This window comes from Streptomyces sp. V2I9 (genome assembly GCF_030817475.1).
Lineage (GTDB): Bacteria > Actinomycetota > Actinomycetes > Streptomycetales > Streptomycetaceae > Streptomyces.
In genome coordinates, this window is sequence record NZ_JAUSZJ010000002.1 from 1107501 (window position 1) to 1130589 (window position 23089).

24 protein-coding genes (1 of these 24 running past the window's edge) are annotated in these 23089 nt (G+C 71.2%); 9 read left to right on the forward strand and 15 right to left on the reverse strand.

The features are described from left to right. Positions 1 to 123, reverse strand: the 5' end (the start) of a protein-coding gene (locus tag QFZ71_RS04940) for a DNA-3-methyladenine glycosylase (RefSeq protein ID WP_307667024.1). Its footprint begins 531 nt before the window's first position; the window shows 123 of its 654 coding nt (coding positions 1-123); the start codon lies at positions 121 to 123; its stop codon lies beyond the left edge, outside the window. 87 nt (positions 124 to 210) lie between these two features. Here QFZ71_RS04940 and QFZ71_RS04945 point away from each other — a divergent pair, with 87 nt between their 5' ends. The 3 genes from QFZ71_RS04945 to QFZ71_RS04955 all read left to right on the forward strand — a co-directional run bounded on the left by QFZ71_RS04945 (position 211) and on the right by QFZ71_RS04955 (position 2242). Then, on the forward strand, positions 211 to 993 hold the full coding sequence (locus QFZ71_RS04945) for a sporulation protein (protein WP_307667025.1): 783 nt from the start codon (positions 211 to 213) through the stop codon (positions 991 to 993). A 64-nt stretch (positions 994 to 1057) separates the two neighbouring features. Then, a complete protein-coding gene (locus QFZ71_RS04950; RefSeq protein WP_307667026.1) occupies positions 1058 to 1594 on the forward strand; it encodes a YbhB/YbcL family Raf kinase inhibitor-like protein in 537 nt (178 codons plus the stop codon). A gap of 138 nt (positions 1595 to 1732) precedes the next feature. Further along, positions 1733 to 2242 carry an HNH endonuclease gene (locus QFZ71_RS04955; RefSeq protein WP_307667027.1) on the forward strand — a complete coding sequence of 170 codons (510 nt, stop codon included), beginning with the start codon at positions 1733 to 1735 and terminating at the stop codon, positions 2240 to 2242. A gap of 109 nt (positions 2243 to 2351) precedes the next feature. Here QFZ71_RS04955 and QFZ71_RS04960 read toward each other — a convergent pair whose 3' ends face one another. The 4 genes from QFZ71_RS04960 to QFZ71_RS04975 all read right to left on the reverse strand — a co-directional run bounded on the left by QFZ71_RS04960 (position 2352) and on the right by QFZ71_RS04975 (position 5693). Beyond that, positions 2352 to 3125 (reverse strand): sulfite exporter TauE/SafE family protein, encoded by a 774-nt coding sequence (locus QFZ71_RS04960; protein WP_307667028.1) that lies wholly within the window; start codon positions 3123 to 3125, stop codon positions 2352 to 2354. 78 nt (positions 3126 to 3203) lie between these two features. Continuing rightward, on the reverse strand, positions 3204 to 4193 hold the full coding sequence (locus tag QFZ71_RS04965) for an SPFH domain-containing protein (protein ID WP_307667029.1): 990 nt from the start codon (positions 4191 to 4193) through the stop codon (positions 3204 to 3206). A 168-nt stretch (positions 4194 to 4361) separates the two neighbouring features. Continuing rightward, on the reverse strand, positions 4362 to 4790 hold the full coding sequence (locus tag QFZ71_RS04970; RefSeq protein ID WP_307667030.1) for an NfeD family protein: 429 nt from the start codon (positions 4788 to 4790) through the stop codon (positions 4362 to 4364). A gap of 105 nt (positions 4791 to 4895) precedes the next feature. Continuing rightward, positions 4896 to 5693, reverse strand: coding sequence for an ABC transporter ATP-binding protein (locus QFZ71_RS04975; protein WP_307667031.1), 798 nt, complete (start codon positions 5691 to 5693; stop codon positions 4896 to 4898). Positions 5694 to 5825: 132 nt separating this feature from the next. On the opposite strand from QFZ71_RS04975, the gene QFZ71_RS04980 reads away from it, so the two are divergent. After that, the gene (locus QFZ71_RS04980) at positions 5826 to 6617 is read left to right on the forward strand and encodes a hypothetical protein (RefSeq protein WP_307667032.1); all 792 of its coding nucleotides are present in this window, start codon (positions 5826 to 5828) and stop codon (positions 6615 to 6617) included. A gap of 222 nt (positions 6618 to 6839) precedes the next feature. On the opposite strand, the gene QFZ71_RS04985 is transcribed toward QFZ71_RS04980, so the two are convergent. Together QFZ71_RS04985 and QFZ71_RS04990 are read right to left on the reverse strand one after the other, a co-directional pair. Continuing rightward, the gene (locus tag QFZ71_RS04985; protein WP_307667033.1) at positions 6840 to 7484 is read right to left on the reverse strand and encodes a response regulator transcription factor; all 645 of its coding nucleotides are present in this window, start codon (positions 7482 to 7484) and stop codon (positions 6840 to 6842) included. After that, positions 7477 to 8622, reverse strand: coding sequence for a GAF domain-containing sensor histidine kinase (locus tag QFZ71_RS04990; RefSeq protein ID WP_307667034.1), 1146 nt, complete (start codon positions 8620 to 8622; stop codon positions 7477 to 7479). The genes QFZ71_RS04985 and QFZ71_RS04990 overlap by 8 nt, the downstream gene beginning before the upstream one ends. Positions 8623 to 9123: 501 nt before the next feature. Between QFZ71_RS04990 and QFZ71_RS04995 the strand changes: the two genes are divergently transcribed. Continuing rightward, positions 9124 to 9876, forward strand: coding sequence for a transglycosylase SLT domain-containing protein (locus QFZ71_RS04995; RefSeq protein ID WP_307667035.1), 753 nt, complete (start codon positions 9124 to 9126; stop codon positions 9874 to 9876). Between the two features lie 127 nt (positions 9877 to 10003). Here QFZ71_RS04995 and QFZ71_RS05000 read toward each other — a convergent pair whose 3' ends face one another. Beyond that, on the reverse strand, positions 10004 to 12622 hold the full coding sequence (locus tag QFZ71_RS05000) for an FHA domain-containing protein (RefSeq protein ID WP_307667036.1): 2619 nt from the start codon (positions 12620 to 12622) through the stop codon (positions 10004 to 10006). A 424-nt stretch (positions 12623 to 13046) separates the two neighbouring features. Here QFZ71_RS05000 and serB point away from each other — a divergent pair, with 424 nt between their 5' ends. Continuing rightward, positions 13047 to 14342 (forward strand): phosphoserine phosphatase SerB, encoded by a 1296-nt coding sequence (serB, locus tag QFZ71_RS05005; protein ID WP_307667037.1) that lies wholly within the window; start codon positions 13047 to 13049, stop codon positions 14340 to 14342. A gap of 165 nt (positions 14343 to 14507) precedes the next feature. Here the strand turns inward: serB and QFZ71_RS05010 are convergent, their stop codons facing one another. The 4 genes from QFZ71_RS05010 to QFZ71_RS05025 form a co-directional block, all read right to left on the reverse strand. After that, the gene (locus tag QFZ71_RS05010) at positions 14508 to 15026 is read right to left on the reverse strand and encodes a histidine phosphatase family protein (protein WP_307667038.1); all 519 of its coding nucleotides are present in this window, start codon (positions 15024 to 15026) and stop codon (positions 14508 to 14510) included. 92 nt (positions 15027 to 15118) lie between these two features. Continuing rightward, entirely contained in the window at positions 15119 to 15325 is a 207-nt protein-coding gene (locus QFZ71_RS05015; protein ID WP_307667039.1) for a hypothetical protein, read from the reverse strand. 197 nt (positions 15326 to 15522) lie between these two features. After that, positions 15523 to 15639 (reverse strand): SGM_5486 family transporter-associated protein, encoded by a 117-nt coding sequence (locus QFZ71_RS05020; protein ID WP_007446146.1) that lies wholly within the window; start codon positions 15637 to 15639, stop codon positions 15523 to 15525. 17 nt (positions 15640 to 15656) lie between these two features. Further along, positions 15657 to 16967 carry an MFS transporter gene (locus QFZ71_RS05025; RefSeq protein WP_307667040.1) on the reverse strand — a complete coding sequence of 437 codons (1311 nt, stop codon included), beginning with the start codon at positions 16965 to 16967 and terminating at the stop codon, positions 15657 to 15659. 138 nt (positions 16968 to 17105) lie between these two features. Between QFZ71_RS05025 and QFZ71_RS05030 the strand changes: the two genes are divergently transcribed. After that, positions 17106 to 17810, forward strand: coding sequence for a FadR/GntR family transcriptional regulator (locus tag QFZ71_RS05030; protein ID WP_307667041.1), 705 nt, complete (start codon positions 17106 to 17108; stop codon positions 17808 to 17810). A 92-nt stretch (positions 17811 to 17902) separates the two neighbouring features. Here QFZ71_RS05030 and QFZ71_RS05035 read toward each other — a convergent pair whose 3' ends face one another. The 3 genes from QFZ71_RS05035 to fabG form a co-directional block, all read right to left on the reverse strand. Beyond that, on the reverse strand, positions 17903 to 18274 hold the full coding sequence (locus tag QFZ71_RS05035) for a hypothetical protein (RefSeq protein WP_307667042.1): 372 nt from the start codon (positions 18272 to 18274) through the stop codon (positions 17903 to 17905). 184 nt (positions 18275 to 18458) lie between these two features. Continuing rightward, the gene (gene fabI / locus QFZ71_RS05040; protein ID WP_307667043.1) at positions 18459 to 19226 is read right to left on the reverse strand and encodes an enoyl-ACP reductase FabI; all 768 of its coding nucleotides are present in this window, start codon (positions 19224 to 19226) and stop codon (positions 18459 to 18461) included. Positions 19227 to 19231: 5 nt separating this feature from the next. After that, a complete protein-coding gene (fabG, locus tag QFZ71_RS05045; RefSeq protein ID WP_307667044.1) occupies positions 19232 to 19951 on the reverse strand; it encodes a 3-oxoacyl-[acyl-carrier-protein] reductase in 720 nt (239 codons plus the stop codon). Between the two features lie 216 nt (positions 19952 to 20167). On the opposite strand from fabG, the gene QFZ71_RS05050 reads away from it, so the two are divergent. Continuing rightward, a complete protein-coding gene (locus tag QFZ71_RS05050) occupies positions 20168 to 21691 on the forward strand; it encodes a TldD/PmbA family protein (protein ID WP_307667045.1) in 1524 nt (507 codons plus the stop codon). Continuing rightward, positions 21688 to 23082, forward strand: a complete 1395-nt coding sequence (locus QFZ71_RS05055) for a metallopeptidase TldD-related protein (RefSeq protein WP_307667046.1) — start codon at positions 21688 to 21690, stop codon at positions 23080 to 23082. The genes QFZ71_RS05050 and QFZ71_RS05055 overlap by 4 nt, the downstream gene beginning before the upstream one ends. The last annotated feature ends 7 nt before the right edge of the window (positions 23083 to 23089 follow it).

Genomic DNA, 23089 nt, shown 5'->3' on the forward strand with positions numbered 1-23089 from the left:
TTCGATCGTGCCGGCCGGGTGCCGTCGTACGAGGGTGCGGCCCAGCAGATCGGGGGCGACGTCCAGGACGTCGCGGTCGAAGAAGTCGCGCGTCAGCGGCGTGCGCTCAGGGCTTTCGGTCATGCCGTCCGAGGGTACCGGGATCGTCCGGACGGGAACCGGCTACCGTCATGGCGCGTATGTAGGGGTCAGGACCTAGAAGGAGTGACTATGGGCTTCAAGCGGCTGCTCGCGAGCATGGGCGCCGGTGGCGCATCGGTGGAGACCGAGCTCACCGAGGTGAACGTCGTCCCCGGCGGCATCGTCCAGGGCGAGGTGCGGATCCAGGGCGGTTCGGTCGCCCAGCAGATCGAGGGGCTGAACGTCGGCCTCCAGGCACGGGTCGAGGTCGAGGGCGGGGACCAGGAGACCAAGCAGGACATCGAGTTCACCAAGCTGAACCTCGGCGGCGCCTTCGAGGTACAGGCGAACGCGGTGCACGTGGTGCCGTTCGGCCTGGAGATCCCGTGGGAGACGCCGATCACGATGTTCGGCGGCCAGCACCTGCGCGGGATGAACATCGGGGTGACCACCGAGCTGGAGATCGCCCGCGCGCTGGACTCCGGCGACCTGGACCCGATCAACGTGCACCCGCTGCCGGCGCAGGAGGCCATCCTGGACGCCTTCCGTCAGCTCGGTTTCGGTTTCCGCAGCGCGGACATGGAGCGCGGTCACATCCGCGGCACGCGCCAGCGGCTGCCGTTCTACCAGGAGATCGAGTTCGTCCCGCCGGCCCAGTACCGCGGTCTGAACCAGGTGGAGCTGACGTTCGTCGCCGACGAACGGGAGATGGACGTCGTCCTGGAGATGGACAAGAAGCCGGGGCTGTTCAGCGAGGGCAGTGACTCCTACCGCGCGTTCAAGGTGGGCCTGCACGACTACCAGCAGACCGACTGGGCGGCCTACCTGAACCAGTGGCTCGCCCAGGTCGGCGGTCAGCGCAACTGGCTCTAGGCGGCGGTACGCCCCCTACAGTCGGGGAAGAAGGCAGACGAACCGATCAGGAGAGGTGCGAGACGTGACCGAGCCGAAGAGGGCCCCGCTGCCGCATGACTTCCACCCGGAGGTGCCGGCGTTCACCGTCGTGAGCGACGATCTCGCTCCGGGGGCCGTACTGGACGACGCCCAGGTGTATGCGGCCGGGAACACCTCGCCGCAGCTGCGGTGGGAGGGTTTTCCCGAGGGGACCAAGAGCTTCGCCGTGACCTGCTTCGACCCCGACGCCCCGACGGGCAGCGGGTTCTGGCACTGGGTGCTCTTCGACGTCCCGGTGTCGGTGACCGAGCTGCCCGCCGGTGCGGGCAGCGGGGAGTTCAAGGGACTGCCCGAGGGCGCCGTCCAGGCCCGTAACGACTACGGGGCGAAGGAGTTCGGCGGGGCCGCGCCCCCGGCCGGGGAGAACCACCGGTATGTGTTCACCGTGTACGCGGTGGACACCGACAAGCTCGGTGTCGACAGCGACGCGTCACCCGCGGTGGTGGGATTCAACCTCCGGTTCCACACGCTGGGCCGCGCGCAGTTGATCGGTGAGTACGAGGCCCCCGCCGGCGATTAGTTCGTCTGCCGTTTGCCCTGCTCTGGTCTTGGAGAGATCAGAGCAGGGCATTTTTTATTGCGTTGTCCATCGCGGCCCGCCCGGACAGAGTTGATCCGGGCCTGCCAGGGGGCGGGCGGCACACGGGAGGTGGGCAGGATGCGTGACACGTTGGTTCTCAACGCGAGCTTCGAGCCGCTGTCGACGGTGACGCTCAACCGCGCGGTGGTCCTGATCCTGACGGACAAGGCCGTCGTGGAGCAGTCGCATCCCGAGCTGCGTATGCGCGGTGCCGCCGTGGACATACCGGCGCCGCGCGTGATCAGGCTCTGCCGGTACGTACGGGTGCCGTTCCGAAGACAGGCGCCGTGGTCCAGGAGGGGCGTGCTGGTCCGGGACCAGTACCGGTGCGCGTACTGCGGGCGGCGGGCGTCCACCGTCGACCACGTGGTGCCGCGTGCGCAGGGCGGGCAGGACACGTGGCTGAACACGGTGGCCTCCTGTGCGGAGGACAACCACCGCAAGGCGGCCCGGACGCCGGAGCAGGCGGGGATGCCGCTGTTGAAGCAGCCGTTCGTCCCCTCCCCCGCCGAGGCGATGCTGCTGGCGATGGGTGCGCGCGACCGGTCGGCGCTGCCCGAGTGGCTGGACCGGGCGGCAGCGGCGTAGGGAGTGGCGCGGATCGTGCTCCGCCGGCGCGGGGTGCCGTGGCGTAGGCGGTGTACGCCTGGTGGTGTATGCGTGGGCCCGTCCCCGTGCGGGGGCGGGCCCACGTGTGTCAGCGGAGCAGTAGCTGGACGATGGCGAGCGTGCCGACGATCACGATGAGGCCGCGCAGCACGGTGGGGCTCAGGCGTCGGCCTACCTTGGCGCCTATCTGGCCGCCGATGGCCGAGCCGGCCGCGATGAGGACGACGGCCGTCCAGTCGAAGTCGGCGACGAAGAGGAAGAACAGCGCCGCGATGGTGTTGACCACGGCGGCCAGGACGTTCTTGACGGCGTTGAGGCGCTGGATCGTGTCGTCGACCAGCATGCCCATCAGGGAGAGGTAGATGATTCCCTGGGCTGCGGTGAAGTAGCCGCCGTAGACGCTGGCGAGGGTCAGGCCGGTGAACAGGAGTGGGCCGCCGTCGGTGCGGGGGGTGGCTCCGGTGTGCTCGCGGCGGCGCTGTACGGCTTTGCTGATGCGCGGTTGCAGGACGACCAGGACGAGCGCCAGGGCGACCAGGACGGGGACGATCGTCTCGAATGCGGTGGAGGGCAGGGCGAGCAGCAGGGTCGCCCCCGTGAGGCCGCCGATCGCGGCGCCGGCGCTCAGCTTGAGAATGCGCCGGCGCTGTCCGGCGAGCTCCTTGCGGTAGCCGATGGCCCCGCTGATGGAGCCGGGGATGAGGCCCAGCGCGTTGGACACGGTCGCGGTGACCGGGGGCAGACCGGTGGCGAGCAGGACGGGGAAGGTGATCAGCGTGCCGGAGCCGACGATCGTGTTGATCGTGCCCGCGCCGACGCCGGCCGCGAAGACGGCGAGTATTTCCCAGATGGACAAGGCCATCTCCTTCGGTGGTCAGTGACGCCTCCCCGCCATGAAGGTCGAGGGGCCTCACTGATCATGCACGAAGGGGCTGCCGGGTCAGGAGACGGGGGGTTCCTCGCGTCGCTCCACCGCGGGGGCCGGGATGGAACCGTGGGTGCTTCCGCCGTTCCCTCCGTTCCCGCCGTTTCCTCCGCCGGTGTTGAAGCCGGGGACGCCGCCGCCGAGGTTCCCGAAGGCGCCGCTGAGGCCCTTGAGGGCGTCGCCGATCTCGCTGGGCACGATCCAGAGCTTGTTGGCGTCGCCCTCGGCGATCTTGGGGAGCATCTGGAGGTACTGGTACGAGAGGAGCTTCTGGTCCGGGTCTCCGGCGTGGATGGCCTCGAAGACCGTGCGTACCGCCTGTGCCTCGCCCTCGGCGCGCAGGGCGGCGGCCTTGGCCTCACCCTCGGCGCGCAGGATGGCGGACTGCTTCTCACCCTCGGCGGTGAGGATCTGGGACTGCCTGATGCCTTCGGCGGTGAGGATGGCGGCGCGCTTGTCCCGGTCGGCGCGCATCTGCTTCTCCATCGAGTCCTGGATGGAGGTCGGCGGCTCGATCGCCTTGAGCTCGACGCGGTTGACGCGGATGCCCCACTTGCCGGTCGCTTCGTCGAGGACGCCGCGCAGGGCCGCGTTGATCTCCTCGCGGGAGGTGAGGGTCCGCTCCAGGTCCATGCCGCCGATGATGTTGCGGAGGGTGGTGACGGTGAGCTGTTCGATCGCCTGGATGTAGCTGGCGACCTCGTACGTCGCCGCGCGCGCGTCGGTCACCTGGTAGTAGATGACGGTGTCGATGTTGACGACCAGGTTGTCCTGGGTGATCACCGGCTGGGGCGGGAAGGGAACCACCTGTTCACGGAGGTCGATCCGGTTGCGGATCGAGTCGATGAACGGGACGACGATGTTCAGGCCCGCGTTCAGCGTGCGGGTGTAGCGGCCGAACCGCTCCACGATGGCGGCGCTCGCCTGCGGGATGACCTGGATCGTCTTGATCAGGGCGATGAAGACGAGCACCACCAGAATGATCAGAACGATGATGATCTGCATCGTGTCTCTCGTGCCCTTCGGTTGGCCGGTGGATCGCGGGGATCGGGGTCGTACCTCATGTGCGGCCGGTGGGCGGCGAGTTGTGGCTGCCGGGGCCGGGGCTCACGAAGATCGACATGATCGACTTCGAGTCTGGCAGACCTCGGCCCGCCCTGTGCACGGTTTCGGTCACATGACGACGGCCGTCGCTCCGTCGATGTCCACGACATCGACCTGGCTGCCGGGTTCGAAGATCTGGTCGCTGTCGAGCGTGCGGGCCGACCAGACCTCGCCGGCGAGCTTGATGCGCCCTTCGTGGGCCGATACCCGTTCCAGCACGATCGCCTGACGCCCTTTCAGGGCGTCGACGCCGCTGGCGTGCCCCGCCTGACCGGCCCGGTGCCGGGCGGCGATCGGGCGCACGACGGCGATCAGCGCGACCGAGACCAGGGCGAAGACCAGTACCTGGGCGACGATTCCGCCGTCGAGGGCGGCGACGGCCGATGCCGCCACCGCCCCGACGGCGAACATGCCGAATTCGGGCATCGCGGTCAGGACGAGGGGGATGCCCAGTCCCACCGCGCCGATCAGCCACCACACCCATGCGTCGATGTCCACCCGGTCATCGTAGGACTGTCGGTGCGTCACCGACAGGGCGCACCGGGGTCAACTGCGGTGGAGGGATTGCCGATCGGGGTGCGGCAGTCCGTTCCGGGGACCCGGTCAGGAGAGCGGGAGGCCGTGCGCGGTGTAGCGCTCGCCGGTGTGCTCGACGATGAGCGGGAGGCCGAAGCAGCGGGAGAGGTTGCGGGAGCTGAGCTCGGTCTCCATGGGGCCGGCCGCGAGGATCTTGCCCTGGCGGATCATCAGGACGTGGGTGAACCCGGGCGGGATCTCCTCGACGTGGTGCGTGACCATGATCATGGAGGGGGCGTACGGGTCACGGGCGAGGCGGCCGAGGCGGCGGACGAGGTCCTCGCGCCCGCCGAGGTCGAGCCCGGCGGCGGGCTCGTCCAGGAGCAGCAGCTCGGGGTCGGTCATCATGGCGCGGGCGATCAGGGTGCGCTTGCGCTCCCCCTCGGAGAGCGTGCCGAACCTGCGGTCCAGGTACTCGGTCATGCCGAGGCGGTCGAGGAAGGCGCGGGCGCGCTCCTCGTCGACGGCCTCGTAGTTCTCGTTCCAGGTGGCGGTCATGCCGTACGCGGCAGTGAGGACCGTCTGCAGCACGGTCTGGCGCTTGGGCAGCTTGTCGGCCATCGCCACGCCCGCCATGCCGATCCGGGGACGGAGTTCGAAGACGTCGGTGCCGACGCCGCCGAGCTGTTCGCCGAGGATGGTGGCGGTGCCCTTGCTGGGGAAGAGGTAGCTGGAGGCGAGGTTGAGGAGGGTCGTCTTGCCCGCGCCGTTGGGGCCCAGGATGACCCAGCGCTCCCCCTCCTTGACCGACCAGGAGACGTCTTCCACCAGAGCCCGTCCGTCGCGGACCACGGATACGTCCACCAGCTCCAGTACATCGCTCATGGCGCGTTGTCTCCCCATGCAGTCTCGTCGATCGTCGCGTGCCGGTGGGCACGGCTCACGGGGAAAACCTACGCCACCGCGCGAGTGCTCCGGCCGTGAGGGCCGTCCCGAGGCGTTGCCTAGGCTGTCGGCATGCTTGTCGAACCACGTTCAGGGTTGTTGGCCGCCTGGGGGAACGCTCTGCTGGCGGGACTCGTCTCGCCGGACGAGGCGGCCCTCGCGATTGTCGGTGAGGACGCGGTGCACCGCGTCCAGGGGCTGCCGGGCGAGGCGGGGCCGGTCGGGCTCACGCTGGCGCTCGGCCGGCTGAGGGGCCTGGGGGTGACCGGCTTCCGGGTCGCGCTGCCGGTGCCGGGGCATCCGCTGGGGCTGAGCGGTCCGCCGGATTTCAACGCGCGGGCGCTGGAGGCCGAGGAGGCGGTGGTCGCGTACGGAGCGCCGTACGGGCTGGTGCCGGAGGTGAGCGAGGCCGGTCCGGAGGGGGACCTGCACGTCGAGGTGGTGTGGCGGGTGCTGCCGGTTCGGGAGGCCCCGCCGGCGGACGTGCCGTCGCTGGGCGAGGCGGAGCGCGAGCTGGCCGAGGCGCTGCGGGACGCGACGGCGGTGCTGGCCCGGCTGGACGTGGCCGGGTCCGGGCCGGTGGCCGACGCCGCGGTGGACGCGTACCGGGCGCGGGTGGAGCGGGGTGACGGGCGCGAGGTGCTGGCGCCCGGGTATCCGCCGCGGGCGGTGCGGGTGCTGGAGATGGCGCGGCGGGTCGGGCTGCTGGTCTCGGTGGCGTACGAGAACGGGCACGGCGGTGCGGTGAGCGCGGCGGAGATCGCGGCGCGGGGGGACGCGTTGCGGCCGGTGGAGCGGGTGGCTCGGCGGGCACAGGTGGCGGCGTACAACGCGTATGTGGAGGGCGGGGAGGTGCGGCGGTAGACCGGGCGGTGGCGTTCCGCCCTGGTGGTGTTCCGTCCCCGGTGTGCGCCTGGTGGTGTTCCGTCCCCGGCGGCGGGGGCTTCACCGGACCGCCGGGGGCGGACGGCCCCCGGCGCGGGCCGTCCGCTTCGGTGCCTCGGGCGGCTCCTCGACGTCCTCGGTCCGTCCGGCGCGGGAGGGCGGACCGGGACGGACCGGGGCGCGGGCGGGGCGCGGGCCGGGTCAGTCCGCGGCCCCGTGGCGTACGGCCCACAGCGCCGCCTGGGTGCGGTCGGCCAGGTCGAGCTTCATCAGGATGTTCGACACGTGGGTCTTGACCGTCTTCTCGGAGAGGACCAGCGCGCGGGCGATCTCCCGGTTCGAGCGGCCGTTGGCGATGAGGCCGAGCACCTCGCGTTCCCGTTCGGTCAGGGTGCTCCCCCGCCCGGTGCCCGAGCCCGCCTCCTCCTGCGCCAGCAGCGCGCCCGCGACCTCCGGCTGGAGCAGGACGTGACCGGCGTGGACCGACCGGATCGCCCCGGCCAGGGCGTCCGGGTCCACGTCCTTGTAGACGTAGCCGGAGGCTCCGGCGCGCAGCGCGGGGACCACCGTGCGCTGTTCGGTGAAGCTGGTGACGATGAGGACCTTGGCCGGGTTGTCCAGCCGGCGGAGGCGGCGCAGGGCCTCGATGCCGTCGGTGCCGGGCATCTTGATGTCCATGAGGACGACGTCGGGGCGCAGCTCCTCGGTACGGGCCACGCCCTCCGCGCCGTCGGACGCCTCTCCGACGACCTCTATGTCCTCCTGGATCTCCAGGAACGTACGCAGTCCGCGGCGGACCACCTGGTGGTCGTCGACCAGCAGCACCCTGATGATCTTCTCAGCCACCGGGGACCTCCATCTCGATCGTGGCGCCCTTGCCGGGCTCCGAGGCAACGGTGAGTCGGCCGCCGACGCTGCTCGCCCGGTGACGCATGGAGACGAGGCCGAGGTGGCGGCCCGCCCGTCGGACGGCGGTGGGGTCGAAGCCGCGCCCGTCGTCGGCGACGCGCAGGACGGTGGCGGCCGCGCGCCGGGTCAGGGTGACGGTGACGTGCTCCGCGCCGGAGTGGCGCAGGGCGTTGTGCAGGGCCTCCTGTGCGACCCGCAGCAGCGCTTCCTCCTGGGCGGCGGGCAGGGCGCGCACCCCCTGGCACTCGAAGGCGACCTCGGCGGCGTGCGCCCGGTCGAGGACCTGGATCTGGGTGCGGAGGGTGGCTATGAGGCCGTCCTCGTCGAGCGCCGCGGGGCGCAGTTCCACGACGGCGGCCCGCAGCTCGTCGACCGCCTCGGCGGCGAGGACGGCGACCTGCTGGAGCTCCCCCTTGGCGCGGGCGGGGTCGCGGTCGACGAGGGCGGCCGCGGCCTGCGCGGTGAGGCGGAGCGAGAACAGCTTCTGGCTGACCGCGTCGTGCAGCTCGTGGGCCAGTCGGGAGCGTTCCTCGGCGATGGTCAGCTCGCGGCTGCGCTCGTGGAGGCGGGCGTTGGTCAGGGCGATCGCCGCGTGCTGGGCGAGGATCGAGAGCAGTTCCTCGTCCTCGACGGTGAAGCCGCAGCCGCCTTCGGGCTTGGGGCACAGCTTGTTGGCGAGGAACAGGGCGCCGATGATCTCGTCCCCGTCCGTGATGGGCAGGCCGAGGAAGTCGGACATGTCGGGGTGGGCGTCCGGCCAGCCCTCGAACCGGGGGTCCTCGCGGACGTCCGCGAGGCGTTCGGGCCCCGACCGGTGGAGCATCGCAGCGAGGATGCCGTGCTGGCGGGGCAGCGGGCCGATGGCCTTCCACTGTTCGTCGCTGACGCCGTCGACCACGAACTGGGCGAAGCCGCCGTGGTCGTCCGGGACGCCGAGGGCCGCGTACTGGGCGTCGAGCAGTTCGCGGGCGGAGGCGACGATCGTCTTGAGGACGTCGCCCACTTCGAGGTGACGGCTCATGGCGAGCAGCGCGGCACTCACCGCGGCGAGGCCCGACGGTGGGCGGTGACTCATGGGATCACCGTACCGGCGGGGCGCCGACGGCCGTATCGGGCCGGGGGCGGGGGCCGACGGGCGGAGACCTAGGCCCGGGCGGCGGGGCGGCTCGGTCGCAGGGCGTAGGACCGCCGGGGGGAGGAGGCCGGGTCCGCGGACGGCGCCTCGGGTGGGAGTTTCGGGGCGGCCTCTCCTCCTGCCGGATGAGGAACATAACTCTCCGGATTGCTCCAGCAACGATACGTGAAATCACAGGGGTGCCGATGTGAGCCCAGGCATAGGGCCCAGGTCACTTACGAACGCACCTAGTGGGACGATAAGGGTGATTTGACCAGGAGCAGGTCAGGGTCATTTCGGGCGAACAGGACCCTTGTCCACTACCCAGCTTCGTACGTCACACCTTTGCCACGGCATTTTGCTGCCGCTAAGAATTGCTCTCGTCCCCGACGGAGGTGCGCTTCACCGCCTCCGGTCTCGTCCTCCGTGAGGACACCTGAGTATTCGAAGAGGTAGCCCTACATGTCTGCGAATCGCATCCCCAGTCGTCTCCGTCGTCTGAACAAGGTCCAGAAGATCTCCGTGGCCGGTGTGTCGGCCCTGGGCGTCGCCGCCCTGACCTTCTCGCTCGTCCCGTCGAACGGCGAGGCCGAGGTCGCCCCGCAGGCGGCTGCCGCCGCCGCGCCCGTCGCGTTCACCGGCATCACCGGCTCCGCGCAGGCCAAGACCGTGCAGAACAGCGTGATCGAGCAGCACTCCACCGCCGAGAAGCTGGTGAAGGCCGCCGACGCCGCCAAGGCGAGGGCTGCCGCCGAGACCAGGGCCAAGGCCGCCAAGGCGAAGGCCGCGGCCGAGGCGAAGGACAAGGCCGAGAAGGCCGCCAAGGCCAAGGCCGACGCGAAGAAGCGCGGCTCCGAGGCCGCCAACCGCTCCACCGCGCGCAAGCCCGTCTACGCCAACAACCTGGACGGCTGGATCCGCGAGGCGATGTCGATCATGAAGAAGGAAGGCATCCCCGGCTCCTACGCGGGGATCCACCGCAACATCATCCGCGAGTCCAGCGGCAACCGCTGGGCCATCAACAACTGGGACATCAACGCCCGGAACGGCATCCCGTCCAAGGGCCTGCTCCAGGTGATCCAGCCGACCTTCGACCGGTACCACGTCAAGGGCACCAAGAAGGACCTGTACGACCCGGTCGCCAACATCGTCGCCGCCTGCAACTACGCGGCCGACCGCTACGGCTCCATGGACAACGTGAACAGCGCCTACTGAGCCGCTGACCCACCGGGCGCCGATCCGCCCGACCCTGTCGTACCCATGCCGGAGGCCGGCACCCCACGGGGTGCCGGCCTCGGTGTCGTACCGGTGGCGCGCCGTACGGTCGCGGCGCGGGCGGAACCTACTTGCGCATGACCTCGGGCTCGTGGCGGCGCAGCAGGCGGGCGACCGCGAAGGCGCAGACGAGGGCGATCACCAGCAGCACGAAGATGTTGATCCCCCACTGGGTCGCCGTGGCCTCCCAGAGCGGGTCCAGGTCGGTCGGGTCCTTCGGGTCCCACGGCGGCATCAGGTGGGCCAGGTCCAGCGTGGTGCCCGCCGCCGCGACGCCCCAGCGGGACGGCATCAGCCAGGTGAGCTGCTCCAGGCCGGGCGTCCCGTACACCTGGAAGAGGACGCCGGTGAACACCAGCTGGACGATGGCGAACATGACCAGCAGGGGCATGGTCATCTCGGAGGTCTTGACCAGTGCGGAGATCATCAGGCCGAACATCATCGAGGTGAACCCGAGGGCCACGATGGAGATGCAGATCTCGACGGCGGGAGGCATGAACAGGCCCTCGGCCGGCAGGTCGCGCACGGCGAAGCAGATGCCGCAGAGGATGACGCTCTGGAAAGCGGTGATCACGCCGAGCACGATCACCTTGGACGCCAGATAGGCCGAGCGGGAGAGGCCGGTGGCCCGTTCCCGTTCGTAGATGACGCGTTCCTTGATCAGCTCACGTACGGAGCTGGCCGAACCGGCGAGACAGATGCCGACCGCGAGGATCAGCAGGATCATTCCGGACTTCCCGTTGAACCGGGTCGGCGGGGTGGGCGCGGTCAGTCCGAACTCCGCCGGGATGACCGCGCTCAGCACACCGATCACCGCCGGCAGCGCCACCATCAGGCCGAGGAAGGCCTTGTCGGAGGCGATGACGGAGGCGTAGCGGCGCACCAGGGTCCACAGCTGCGCACCCCAGGTCTGCGGCTTCGGCGGCCGCATCTGCTGGGGCGGCGGCATGGTGACCGGCTGGGCGGCGACCGCGTCGATGTCGGCGGCGTACAGCTGGTAGTGCTGCGAACCGCGCCACCGGCCCGCCCAGTCGTAGTCGCGGTAGTTCTCGAAGGCGGAGAAGACGTCGGCCCAGCTGGTGTAGCCGAAGAAGTTCAGCGCCTCCTCCGGCGGACCGAAGTAGGCGACGGAGCCGCCGGGCGCCATCACGAGGAGCTTGTCGCAGATCGCCAGTTCGGCGACCGAGTGCGTGACCACGAGCACCGTGCGGCCGTCGTCGGCGAGGCCGCGCAGCAGCTGCATGACGTCGCGGTCCATCCCCGGGTCGAGACCGGAGGTCGGCTCGTCCAGGAAGATCAGCGACGGCTTGGTCAGCAGCTCCAGGGCGACCGAGACGCGCTTGCGCTGGCCGCCGGAGAGCGAGGTGATCCGCTTGTCCTTGTGGATGTCGAGCTTCAGCTCGGCGAGGACCTCGGTGATCCGGGCCTGGCGCTCGGCCTCGGTGGTGTCCGCGGGGAAGCGGAGCTTGGCCGCGTACTTGAGCGCCTTGGAGACGGTCAGTTCCTTGTGCAGGATGTCGTCCTGCGGGACCAGGCCGATGCGCTGGCGCAGCTCGGCGAACTGCTTGTACAGGTTCCGGTTGTCGTAGAGGACGTCGCCCTGGTCGGCGGGCCGGTAGCCGGTGAGCGCCTTGAGCAGGGTGGACTTTCCGGAACCGGAGGGGCCGATGACCGCGATCAGCGACTTCTCCGGGACGCCGAAGGAGACGTCCTTGAGGATCTGCTTCCCGCCGTCGACCGTCACCGTGAGGTGGCGGGCGGAGAAGGAGACCTCACCGGTGTCGACGAACTCCTCCAGCCGGTCCCCGACCAGCCGGAACGTCGAGTGGCCGACGCCGACGATGTCGTGGGGACCGATGAGGGCGGACCCGGACTTGTGGAGCGGCTGGCCGTTGACGTACGTGCCGTTGTGCGAACCGAGGTCGCGGATCTCGAAGCGGCCGTCCGGCGTGGCGCGGAACTCGGCGTGGTGGCGCGAGACCTGGAGGTCGGAGACGACCAGTTCGTTCTCCAGCGCACGACCGATGCGCATGACCCGGCCGAGGTCCAGCTGGTGGAACGTGGTCGGGCTGCGGTCTCCGTGGACGGGCGACGCCCCTGCGGCACCGCCCGCTCCCGGTCCGGCATGTCCCGCTCCCGGCCCCGCCGGGTGGCCGGGGCTCTGCTGGTGCGGCACCCCCTGGTGCGGAGGCTGCTGGTGCGGGACCTGCTGCTGGGGTGTCTGCGGCTGCTGCCACGCCTGCTGCTGGGCGGGCGCCTGGTGCTGGGCCGGGGCCTGCTGTCCGTGCCAGCCCGCACCGCCGCCCTGCGGCTGCTGGTGGGGCGGCTGCACGGGCGCCTGCTGAGCGGCGGCCGCCTGACCGCCGGCGACTCCGGCGCCCGCCGCGGCGCTGAGACTCACCCGCGGCCCGTCGGTGGCGTTGCCGAGGTGCAGCACCGTGCCGGGGCCGATCTCCACCTGCTGGACACGCCGGCCCTGCACATAGGAGCCGTTGGTGCTGCCGTGGTCCTCGATCGACCAACTGCGGCCGTTCCAGCTGATCGTGGCGTGCCGCCACGAGACCCTGGCGTCGTCGATCGTCATGTCGCCCTGCGGATCACGCCCCAGGGTGTACGTCCTGGACGGATCGAGCGTCCAGGTGCTGCCATTCAATTCCAGTACGAGTTCCGGCACTCCGCGCCCCACTAGTTGTCCCCCGTGTTACCCCCGTCGCAGGGAGTCTAGGGATGCTGAACATCGTGGGGAACTATTCCAGGACCAGTCCCGTATCGGAAAGTCGGGCGGGTGAAGACCGCGCGGAGACCCGGCCGAAGGCCCCGAAATCGGGGGGTGAACCCGATCGGAACGGGCGAAGTTCGGGCGAACAGCTGGTTATCCCCAGGAATCGTTCCTGTATCCGTATAACGGCGTATTACGCAGCAGTCGGCGCGGCCGAGCACAAGACCCCTACCGGCCAGATCCACGCCCTCCCTGGTCGGCCGGGGCCGCGGACCGCCACCGGACGGGGCGGGGGACCGCGCTGCGCGGTGCGGGGGCGTCGGGGTGATTCCGTCCGGCACTCGGGACGGCCGGCCGGAGGGGACGGCGGGACCGATACGGTGGGAGCACCATGAGCGCATCCCAGCCATCTCAGCCCCTGCCGTCTCCTGGGCCCGTCGAGCCCCCCGAGCCCCGCCGGGCCGGTGGGACGGGCGGTGAGCCCTCCCGCGCCGCCGACACCCCCACGCTTCTCGTCAAGATCTTCGGCAAGGACCGTCCCGGCATCACCGCGGGTCTCTTCGACACCCTCGCCGCGTACGCGGTCGACGTCGTGGACATCGAGCAGGTGGTCACGCGGGGCCGCATCGTGCTCTGCGCCCTCGTCACCCCGCCCACCGTGGGCGGGAGCACCGAGGGCGACCTGCGGGCGACCGTGCACAGCTGGGCCGACTCCCTGAACCTCCAGGCCGAGATCATCTCCGGTATCGGGGACAACCGCCCCCGCGGTGACGGCCGTTCCCATGTGACGGTGCTGGGCCACCCGCTGACCGCGGAGTCGACCGCGGCCATAGCGGCCAGCATCACCTCGACCGGCGGGAACATCGACCGGATCTTCCGGCTGGCGAAGTACCCGGTCACCGCCGTCGAGTTCGCGGTGTCCGGGACCGGGACCGAGCAGCTGCGGACGGCCCTGGCGACCGAGGCCGCGGAGATCGGCGTGGACGTCGCGGTGGTCTCGGCCGGGCTGAGCCGCCGGGCCCAGCGCCTGGTGGTCATGGACGTGGACTCCACGCTGATCCAGGACGAGGTCATCGAGCTGTTCGCGGCGCACGCGGGCTGCGAGGACAAGGTCGCCGAGGTGACCGAGCAGGCGATGCGCGGCGAGCTGGACTTCGAGCAGTCGCTGCACGCACGGGTGGCGCTGCTGGCCGGGCTGGACGTGTCGGTGGTGGACAAGGTCCGGGCCGAGGTCCGGCTCACCCCCGGCGCCCGCACCCTCATCCGCACGCTGAAGCGGCTCGGCTACCAGGTGGGCGTGGTCTCCGGCGGTTTCACGCAGGTCACGGACGACCTCAAGGAGCGGCTCGGCCTCGACTTCGCCTCGGCCAACACCCTGGAGGTGGTGGACGGCAAGCTGACCGGCCGGGTCGTCGGCGAGGTCGTGGACCGGGCGGGCAAGGCGCGGCTGCTGCGGAGCTTCGCCGAGCAGGCCGGGGTGCCGCTGGCGCAGACGGTGGCGATCGGGGACGGGGCGAACGACCTCGACATGCTGAACACCGCCGGGCTCGGCGTCGCGTTCAACGCCAAGCCGGTGGTCCGGGAGGCGGCGCACACCGCGGTGAACGTGCCGTTCCTGGACACCGTGCTCTACCTGCTCGGCATCACCCGCGAAGAGGTGGAGGCGGCGGACGGCCTCGCCGGCTGACGGAGCGGATTCCGGCTCCGGGGGCGTAGGGGCGGAGACTCGGTCGCGCGGGTCCGCGCGCAGGGCCGGACCCGTCCCCGGCACCGGTTTCGCGGACGCATACGCTGAGGGCCCCGGCACGTCGTGCCGGGGCCCTCAGCGTATGCGCTCGGTCGTACGGGCGGCTCAGTCGTTCGGCGTCCAGTACTCGGTGAGCTTGCCGGCGCCGTGTTCCACGCTCTTCCAGGAGCCGGGGAACTCCACCACGGCGTACGAGGCGGTGGGGAAGCCGTCACGTGTCATCCGGGCCAGGGTGTCGCCCTCGGCGGAACCGGAGAGGGCGTCGGCGGCGGCGTGCATTCCGGGGTTGTGGCCGATGACCAGGAGGTTGCGCACCTCGTCCGGGGTCTCGTTGAACAGGGCGATCAGCTCGCCGAGGGACGCCTCGTACAGCCTCTCCTCGTAGACGGTCCGGGGGCGCTGGGCGAACTCGTGGACCGCCAGCTTCCAGGTCTCCCTCGTCCGGGCGGCGCTGGAGCAGAGGGCCAGATCGAAATCGATGCCGGAATCGGCGAGTCTGCGGCCGGCCACGGGCGCGTCCTTGCGACCGCGCTCGGCCAGCGGGCGCTCATGATCGGAAGCCTGCGACCATTCCGCCTTGGCATGCCGGAGAAGGACGATCCTGCGAGGTGTCTCGACGCTCATACGTCTCAGCTTCGCATGAAATCCGGCCTGTGGCGCAGGGTGTTGACGGGCTCGTCCAGGGAGTTGGCGGACCGGTCCGGGGCGGCTCACGGTCAGCGGAACAGCAGCTGGAGGGCCTGCTCGATCAGGTGTCCGAGCACGAAGGTGCCGGTGGCGGCGTGGGCCTGTCCGGGGCTGAGGATCATGGCCAGCAGAGCGACGAAGGCGACGGCGGGCAGGGCGAGTGCCCACCAGGGCAGCCGGATACCGACGCCGGCCACGGCCGGCCGGGGGGACGTGGGGTCTGTCGGTGCCGGCATGTCCGCCTCCGTCGAGTCATCGGGTCGTCACCGAAGAACTTACGGACCGGGGGCGGCCGCTTCCATCCGGTGACCCACCCACCTGACCCTGACGCCGGCCCCCTAAGGGAGGGGGGCCTGCCCCACCCCGCAGGGGTGCACGGGGCGGCCCGGCGGGGCAGCCGGACGTCGGCCCCACAGCCTGCGGGGGCCGAACGTCAGGGGGAGGCGATCGTGGCGATCACACCGATGACGACGGTGATGAGAAGCATGGCTCCGAAGACGAGGAGGAGCTTCTTCTGGCCGTTCTGGGGATTCGGGTCGAGCACTGGCATGAGGTCAGTGTCGCATCTCAGCACTCGTCCTCGATCGTCCGGTCACGTCCCGCGAGGACGCCGGCCGCCATCTGGGGAATCAGCAGTCCCGCCATCAGGGCGATCGGCAGCCCCCAGCCGCCGCTGTGCTGGTAGAGCACGCCGACGAGCAGCGGGCCGGGGATGGAGAGCAGATAGCCGGCGGACTGGGCGAAGGCGGAGAGCCGGACCACGCCCGCGCCGGACCGGGCCCGCATGCCGATCATGGTGAGGGCGAGGGGGAAGGCGCAGTTGGCCACCCCGAGGAGCAGGGCCCAGGCCCAGGCTCCGGCTGCGGGGGCGAGGTAGAGGCCGCTGTAGCCGATCAGGCCGCACAGTCCGAGGAAGACGACGATGGGGCCCTGCTGCCTGAGCCGCGAGGCGATCCGCGGGATGACGAACGCCAGCGGGACGCCCATCGCCATGGTGACCGCGAGCAGCAGTCCGGCCGTGCCCGCGGAGACTCCGGCGTCACGGAAGATCTGCGGCATCCAGCCCATCGTGATGTACGCGGCGGTGGCCTGGAGCCCGAAGAAGCAGGCGAGGGCCCGGGCGGTGCGGCTGCGGGTGATCCGGAGGGCCGGGGCTCCCGCGCCGGGGGCGGCGGAGTCGACGGAGGCGACCGCGACCGGGGCGGGCGCCGGGGTGCGGTCGCGCACGAGGACGATCCAGGGCAGCACCGCGGCGGCGGCGAGCGCGGCCCAGACGGCCAGGCCGGTCCGCCAGTTCCCGCCCAGCGCACCGGTGACGGGGACGGTGAGGGCGGCGGCCAGGGCGGTGCCGAGGGCCAGGGCCATCGAGTAGAGGCCGGTCATGCTGCCGACGCGGTCGGGGAACCAGCGCTTGACGATCACCGGCATCAGGATGTTGCTGACCGCGATGCCCATCAGGGCCAGCGCGCTGGCGGCCAGGAATCCGACGGTGGAACCGATGTACGGGCGGACGACCAGGCCGACCGCGATGGCGGCCATGCCCGCGCAGACCACGGCGCCCGCGCCGAAACGGCGGGCCAGGCGCGGTGCCATCACGCCGAAGACCGCGAAGCAGAGCGGCGGTACGGAGGTGAGCACACCGGCCACGCTCCCGCTCATGTGCAGCCCGTCGCGGACCTCCTCCAGGAGCGCGCCGAGGCTGGTGATGGCGGGGCGGAGATTCAAGGCGGCCAGGACGAGCCCGACGGCTATGAGGCGCAGCAGCCAGGGCGCCGGGGACTCGCTCGCGTCGGGCAGCCGCGGCGCTCGGAGTGGGTGGGCGGTGCGCGGGGAGGGAGCGTTCTTCAGGGTCGGGGTCTGCGTGTCGTCGTCCGGCATAGCACCATCATAGAATCATGGGATGATTGATTGTCCACTCCGTCCCACCCCGTGACCGGCCTGGCCACCTGAGAGAATCCGGCCCCGAGACCTTCCCTCCCGGCCCGTTTCCCGGGCGGGCCCCGAGCAAGGAGCACCATGGCGTTGACGTCCCCGCGGCGTTCGGCACTCTCCGACCAGGTGATCGCCCAACTGAGGAACCAGATCACCTCGGGCGAATGGCCCGTCGGCTCGCGGATCCCGACCGAGCCCGAGCTGGTCGAGCAGCTGGGCGTGGCCCGTAACACCGTCCGCGAGGCCGTGCGGGCCCTCGCGCACAACGGGCTCCTGGACATCCGGCAGGGCTCCGGCACGTACGTGATCGCCACGAGCGAGCTGGCCGGGGTGATGCACCGCAGGTTCGCCGCCGCCGACCCCCGGCACATCGCCGAGCTGCGCTCGACGCTGGAGTCGTCGGCGGCCCGGCTGGCGGCGGTCCGGCGCACCGAACGGGATCTGCGGCAGCTGGACACGGTGATGGCGCGCCGGGAGGAGGCCTGGGCGTCGGGCGACACGGAGGCATTCGTCGCCGCGGACGCGACGCTGCACCTGGCGGTGGTCGCGGCCTCGCACAACGACGTGCTGACCGGGCTGTACGCCGACCTCGGGGACCTGCTGCGCGACTACCTGCGCGGTGACGTGGGTCCCGAGCTGCGACCGGAGAACCACATGGACCACGCCCGGCTGGTCGAGGCGATCCGGGCCGGGGACGCGGAGACGGCGGCCGCCGAGGCGGCCGGCCACGCGTTGAAGTGGCTGGAGCCGCGCGCCGAACAGGCCGACGGGCCGGGGGCGGCCGGCTGACCGGCCCCACCTCCCGTACCGGCGGGCTTCACGGTCACCCCGCCGAGCCCTCACCGCGGCCCGCCGGCCGGACGCGGCCTCCCCGGCGCCCGTCACGGCGGAGCGGGGCGGTGGCTGACCCACGCCGTGGCGACCTCTTTCCAGCAGCGGTCCTCCAGCCGTACGGTCCGGCCGGGCTCCACCGCGATCGCCTCGCCGTCCGCGTCGACGTCCCACCATCGGTCGCACTCGGTGTGCAGCCGGACCAGGTCGACGGAGGGGTAGGGGTTGTGGCAGTACGCGACGACGCGGGAGCCCTCGACGGACGTACGGCACTCCGAGCCCGCCGGTTCGGGTCTCGGCGGCTCCGCTCCCGTACCGGGGTCGGCTCCCGTGGCGGCGCGGACGCCCAGGGAGGTGGCGAGTGCGGCGGCGGCCAGGGGTGCGAGCAGGAGGAGACGGGTCCGTCGGCACGTGGGGCGCACAGCGATCTCCCTCCCACAGCCTGACCAGAAGTCCGGTTCCTCCTCATTCTGCGGTGGATCGGCCGACTTTTCGACCGGAGCGGCAGCGGAGGGCCACGGAGCGTGAACGGCCCCCGGCCGCGTACCGCCTCCGGGTACGGGAGGGGTGACGCGGCCGGGGGCCGTCCTGCGTGAGCCGTGGGGGTCAGGCGCCCATCATGTGCACGCCGCTGTCGACGTGGATGATCTCGCCCGTGGTGCGCGGGAAGAAGTCGGAGAGCAGGGCGACGATGCCGCGGCCGGCCGGCTCCGGGTCGTTCATGTCCCAGGCCAGCGGAGCACGGGTGTTCCAGACGTCGGCCAGCTCCTCGAAGCCCGGAATGGACTTGGCCGCCATGGAACGGAGCGGTCCGGCGGAGATCAGGTTGCAGCGCAGCCCGTCCTTGCCCAGGTCGCGGGCGAGGTAGCGGGAGGTGGCCTCCAGCGCGGCCTTGGCGGGGCCCATCCAGTCGTACTGCGGCCAGGCGTACTGGGCGTCGAAGGTGAGGCCGACGATCGAGCCGCCCTCGCTCATCAGCGGCTTGCAGGCCATGGCCAGCGACTTCAGCGAGAACGCCGAGACGTGCATCGCGGTGGCGACGGACTCGAACGGCGTGTTGAGGAAGTTGCCGCCGAGCGCGTCCTGCGGCGCGAAGCCGATGGAGTGGACGACGCCGTCCAGCGAACCGAGCTCGTCGCGCACCAGGCCCGCGAGCCGGTCCAGGTGCTCCTGGTCGGTCACGTCCAGCTCGATGACCTTGGCCGGCTTCGGCAGCTTCCTGGCGATGCGCTCGGTCAGGGTGGGGCGGGGGAAGGCTGTGAGGATGACTTCGGCGCCTTGCTCCTGGGCCACCTTCGCGGCGTGGAACGCGATGGACGACTCCATCAGCACCCCGGTGATCAGGATGCGCTTGCCGTCGAGAATTCCGCTCATGGTGATCAGTGACCCATGCCCAATCCGCCGTCAACGGGAATGACGGCTCCAGTGATGTACGACGCGTCGTCGGAGGCGAGGAAGCGCACCGCGGCGGCGATCTCCTCGGGCCGCGCGTAGCGGCCGAGCGGCACCTGGGCCACGATGCCCTTGCGCTGCTCCTCGGTGAGCGCCTGGGTCATGTCGGTGTCGACAAACCCGGGGGCGACGACGTTGAACGTGATGTTCCGCGAACCGAGTTCACGGGCCAGCGACCGGGCGAAGCCGACCAGCCCGGCCTTGGAGGCGGCGTAGTTGGCCTGGCCGGCCGAGCCGAGGAGGCCGACGACCGAGGAGATCAGGACGACCCGGCCCTTCTTGGCGCGCAGCATGCCGCGGTTGGCGCGCTTGACGACCCGGAAGGTGCCGGTGAGGTTGGTGTCGACGACGGACGTGAAGTCGTCCTCCGACATCCGCATCAGCAACTGGTCCTTGGTGATGCCGGCGTTGGCGACCAGCACCTCGACGGGACCGTGCTTCTCCTCGATCTCCTTGTAGGCCTGCTCCACCTGTTCGGCGTCCGTGATGTCGCAGCGGACCGCGAGGACACCGGCGTCGGTGAGGACCTGAGGGGGCTCTCCGGAGCGGTAGGTGATCGCGACCTGGTCGCCGTTGTCGGCGAAGGCGCGGGCGATGGCGAGGCCGATGCCCCGGTTTCCTCCGGTGACGAGAACCGAGCGGCTCATCGGATCACCCTTTCCTTGGCGGTCTGGTACGTCGAAAACCTATCGGTACCGTGCGCCGATCGAGGAATCGGGCCCTGACAGTGGCTTGTCCGGGGTGCTGTCGGGTTCCTACAGTCCGTGCCGATGCGTGGTCGCTCCACGCGTCGGCGATATCCCCCGGTGCGGCCGCCCCCGGGCGTGGTTCACTGCCGTGATGGTTCGAGAAGGGAACTCCCGGTGCCCCACGAGGTAGATCAGTCGTTCCTGGCCCTGCCGTCGCGCGCGCTGGCCGACGCGGCGCTCGCGCGGGCGCGGGCGCTCGGCGCGACGCACGCCGATTTCCGGCTGGAACGGGTGCGCAGCGCCACCTGGCGGCTGCGGGACGCGCGGCCGGCCGGGGCGTCCGACAGCACGGACCTCGGGTACGCGGTACGGGTCGTGCACGGCGGGGCGTGGGGGTTCGCCTCGGGCGTGGACCTGACCATGGACGCGGCCGCGAAGGTGGCCTCACGGGCGGTCGAGATGGCCAGACTGTCGGCGAAGGTGATCGCGGCCGCCGGCTCGGACGAGCGGGTGGAGCTGGCGGACGAGCCGTCGCACGGCGAGCGGACCTGGGTTTCGGCGTACGACGTCGATCCCTTCTCCGTACCGGACGGGGAGAAGGCGGCGCTGCTCGCCGGGTGGAGCGGTCGGCTGCTGGGCGCGGAGGGTGTCGCGCATGTGGACGCGTCCCTGACGACCGTCCACGAGAACAAGTTCTACGCGGACACGGCGGGCACCGTCACCACGCAGCAACGGGTCCGTGTCCACCCGCAGTTCACCGCCGTCGCGGTGGACGGGACGACCGGCGAGTTCGACTCGATGCGCACGATCGCGCCGCCGGTGGGCCGGGGCTGGGAATACCTGACCGGGACCGGCTGGGACTGGGACGCCGAGCTGGAGGAGATCCCCGAGCTGCTCGCGCAGAAGATGCGCGCGCCGAGCGTGGAGGCGGGGGCGTACGACCTGGTCGTCGATCCGTCGAACCTGTGGCTGACCATCCACGAGTCGATCGGCCACGCCACGGAGCTGGACCGGGCCCTGGGGTACGAGGCGGCGTACGCCGGGACCTCGTTCGCCACCTTCGACCAGCTGGGCAAACTGGCGTACGGCTCCCCCGTGATGAACGTGACGGGCGACCGCACCGCCGAGCACGGGCTCGCGACGGTCGGGTACGACGACGAGGGCGTCGCGGCGCAGTCGTGGGACCTGGTGAAGGACGGCACCCTGGTCGGCTACCAGCTGGACCGCCGGATCGCGAAGCTGACGGGACTCGGCCGCTCCAACGGCTGCGCGTACGCGGACTCGCCGGGTCATGTCCCCGTGCAGCGCATGGCGAACGTGTCGCTCCGGCCGGAGCCGGGCGGGCTGTCCACGGAGGACCTGATCGGCGGGGTCGAGCGGGGGATCTACGTGGTCGGCGACCGTTCGTGGTCCATCGACATGCAGCGGTACAACTTCCAGTTCACCGGGCAGCGGTTCTTCCGCATCGAGAACGGCAGGCTCGCCGGGCAGCTGCGCGATGTGGCGTACCAGGCGACGACGACGGACTTCTGGGGCTCGATGGAGAAGGTCGGCGGACCGCAGACGTACGTCCTCGGCGGGGCGTTCAACTGCGGCAAGGCCCAGCCGGGCCAGGTCGCGGCGGTGTCGCACGGCTGCCCCTCCGCACTCTTCCGGGGTGTCAACATCCTCAACACGACGCAGGAGGCCGGACGATGAGCCGCGTCAGCAAGCCGTACGAGATCGTCGAACGGGCGCTGGAGCTGTCCGGTACGGACGGTCTGGTGGTCATCGCCGACGAGCGGTCCTCCGCCGATCTGCGCTGGGCGGGCAACGCGCTCACCACGAACGGCGTGACCCGTGGCCGGACTCTCACCGTCATCGCGACCGTGGACGGGGCGCGGGGGACGGCGTCCGGCGTGGTCTCCCGGTCCGCCGTGACCAGCGAGGACCTGGAGCCGCTGGTGCGGGCGGCCGAGGCGGCCGCCCGGGGCGCGGGTCCGGCGGAGGACGCACAGCCGCTGGTGTGCGGGGCGCCCTCCTCCCCCGGCTTCACGGACGCGCCGGCCGAGACCGGTCCGGAGGTCTTCGCGGACTTCACCCCGGCGCTCGGCGACGCCTTCGCCCGCGCCCGGTCCGGGGGCCGCGACCTGTACGGGTTCGCCCACCACGAGATGACGTCCACCTATCTGGGGACGTCGACGGGGCTGCGGCTGCGCCACGACCAGCCGAACGGGACGCTGGAGCTCAACGCGAAGTCGCCGGACCGTACACGCTCCGCGTGGGCGGGCCGAGCCACCCGTGACTTCACGGACGTCGACCCGGCGGCGATGGACGCGGAGCTGGCGCAGCGGCTGCGCTGGGCGGAGCGGCGTGTCGAGCTGCCCGCGGGCCGGTACGAGACGCTGCTGCCCCCGACCGCGGTGGCGGACCTGCTGATCTACCAGTTCTGGTCGTCGACCGCGCGGGACGCGGTGGAGGGCCGGACGGTGTTCTCCACTCCGGGCGGCGGTACCCGGCTGGGCGAGACGCTCTCCCCGCTGCCGCTCACCCTGCGCAGCGATCCGCACGCGCCGGGTCTGGAGTCCGCGCCGTTCGTGATCGCCCACTCCTCCGGCGGCAGCGGTTCCGTCTTCGACAACGGGCTGCCGCTGGCGTCGACGGAATGGATCCGGAACGGCAGGCTGGAGCGGCTGACGACGACCCGGCACACGGCGGGCCTGACCGGGTTCCCGGTCGCCCCCGCCGTCGACAACCTGCTGCTGGAGGGCGGCGGCGAGCGGTCACTGGAGGAGATGGTCGCCGCGACGACCGGGCGGGCGCTGCTGCTGACCTGCCTCTGGTACATCCGCGAGGTGGACCCGGCGACGCTGCTGCTGACCGGGCTGACGCGGGACGGCGTCTATCTGGTCGAGGACGGCGAGGTCGTCGGCGAGGTGAACAACTTCCGGTTCAACGAGTCCCCGGTGGACCTGCTGTCGCGGGCCACGGAGGCGGGGCGTACGGAGCAGACGCTGCCGCGCGAGTGGGGCGACTGGTTCACCCGTGCGGCGATGCCCGCGCTGCGTATCCCGGACTTCAACATGAGCTCGGTCAGCCAGGGCGTATGACCGCCTA

Excerpts from the sequence above, each read along its gene's own strand:
- QFZ71_RS04945 (WP_307667025.1), top strand. The coding sequence starts at position 211 with ATGGGCTTCAAGCGGCTGCTCGCGAGCATGGGCGCCGGTGGCGCATCG.
- QFZ71_RS04955 (WP_307667027.1), top strand. The coding sequence starts at position 1,733 with ATGCGTGACACGTTGGTTCTCAACGCGAGCTTCGAGCCGCTGTCGACG.
- QFZ71_RS04960 (WP_307667028.1), bottom strand. The coding sequence starts at position 3,125 with ATGGCCTTGTCCATCTGGGAAATACTCGCCGTCTTCGCGGCCGGCGTC.
- QFZ71_RS04965 (WP_307667029.1), bottom strand. The coding sequence starts at position 4,193 with ATGCAGATCATCATCGTTCTGATCATTCTGGTGGTGCTCGTCTTCATC.
- QFZ71_RS04975 (WP_307667031.1), bottom strand. The coding sequence starts at position 5,693 with ATGAGCGATGTACTGGAGCTGGTGGACGTATCCGTGGTCCGCGACGGA.
- QFZ71_RS04980 (WP_307667032.1), top strand. The coding sequence starts at position 5,826 with ATGCTTGTCGAACCACGTTCAGGGTTGTTGGCCGCCTGGGGGAACGCT.
- QFZ71_RS04990 (WP_307667034.1), bottom strand. The coding sequence starts at position 8,622 with ATGAGTCACCGCCCACCGTCGGGCCTCGCCGCGGTGAGTGCCGCGCTG.
- QFZ71_RS04995 (WP_307667035.1), top strand. The coding sequence starts at position 9,124 with ATGTCTGCGAATCGCATCCCCAGTCGTCTCCGTCGTCTGAACAAGGTC.
- serB (WP_307667037.1), top strand. The coding sequence starts at position 13,047 with ATGAGCGCATCCCAGCCATCTCAGCCCCTGCCGTCTCCTGGGCCCGTC.
- QFZ71_RS05010 (WP_307667038.1), bottom strand. The coding sequence starts at position 15,026 with ATGAGCGTCGAGACACCTCGCAGGATCGTCCTTCTCCGGCATGCCAAG.
- QFZ71_RS05015 (WP_307667039.1), bottom strand. The coding sequence starts at position 15,325 with ATGCCGGCACCGACAGACCCCACGTCCCCCCGGCCGGCCGTGGCCGGC.
- QFZ71_RS05020 (WP_007446146.1), bottom strand. The coding sequence starts at position 15,639 with ATGCCAGTGCTCGACCCGAATCCCCAGAACGGCCAGAAGAAGCTCCTC.
- QFZ71_RS05025 (WP_307667040.1), bottom strand. The coding sequence starts at position 16,967 with ATGCCGGACGACGACACGCAGACCCCGACCCTGAAGAACGCTCCCTCC.
- QFZ71_RS05030 (WP_307667041.1), top strand. The coding sequence starts at position 17,106 with ATGGCGTTGACGTCCCCGCGGCGTTCGGCACTCTCCGACCAGGTGATC.
- fabI (WP_307667043.1), bottom strand. The coding sequence starts at position 19,226 with ATGAGCGGAATTCTCGACGGCAAGCGCATCCTGATCACCGGGGTGCTG.
- fabG (WP_307667044.1), bottom strand. The coding sequence starts at position 19,951 with ATGAGCCGCTCGGTTCTCGTCACCGGAGGAAACCGGGGCATCGGCCTC.
- QFZ71_RS05055 (WP_307667046.1), top strand. The coding sequence starts at position 21,688 with ATGAGCCGCGTCAGCAAGCCGTACGAGATCGTCGAACGGGCGCTGGAG.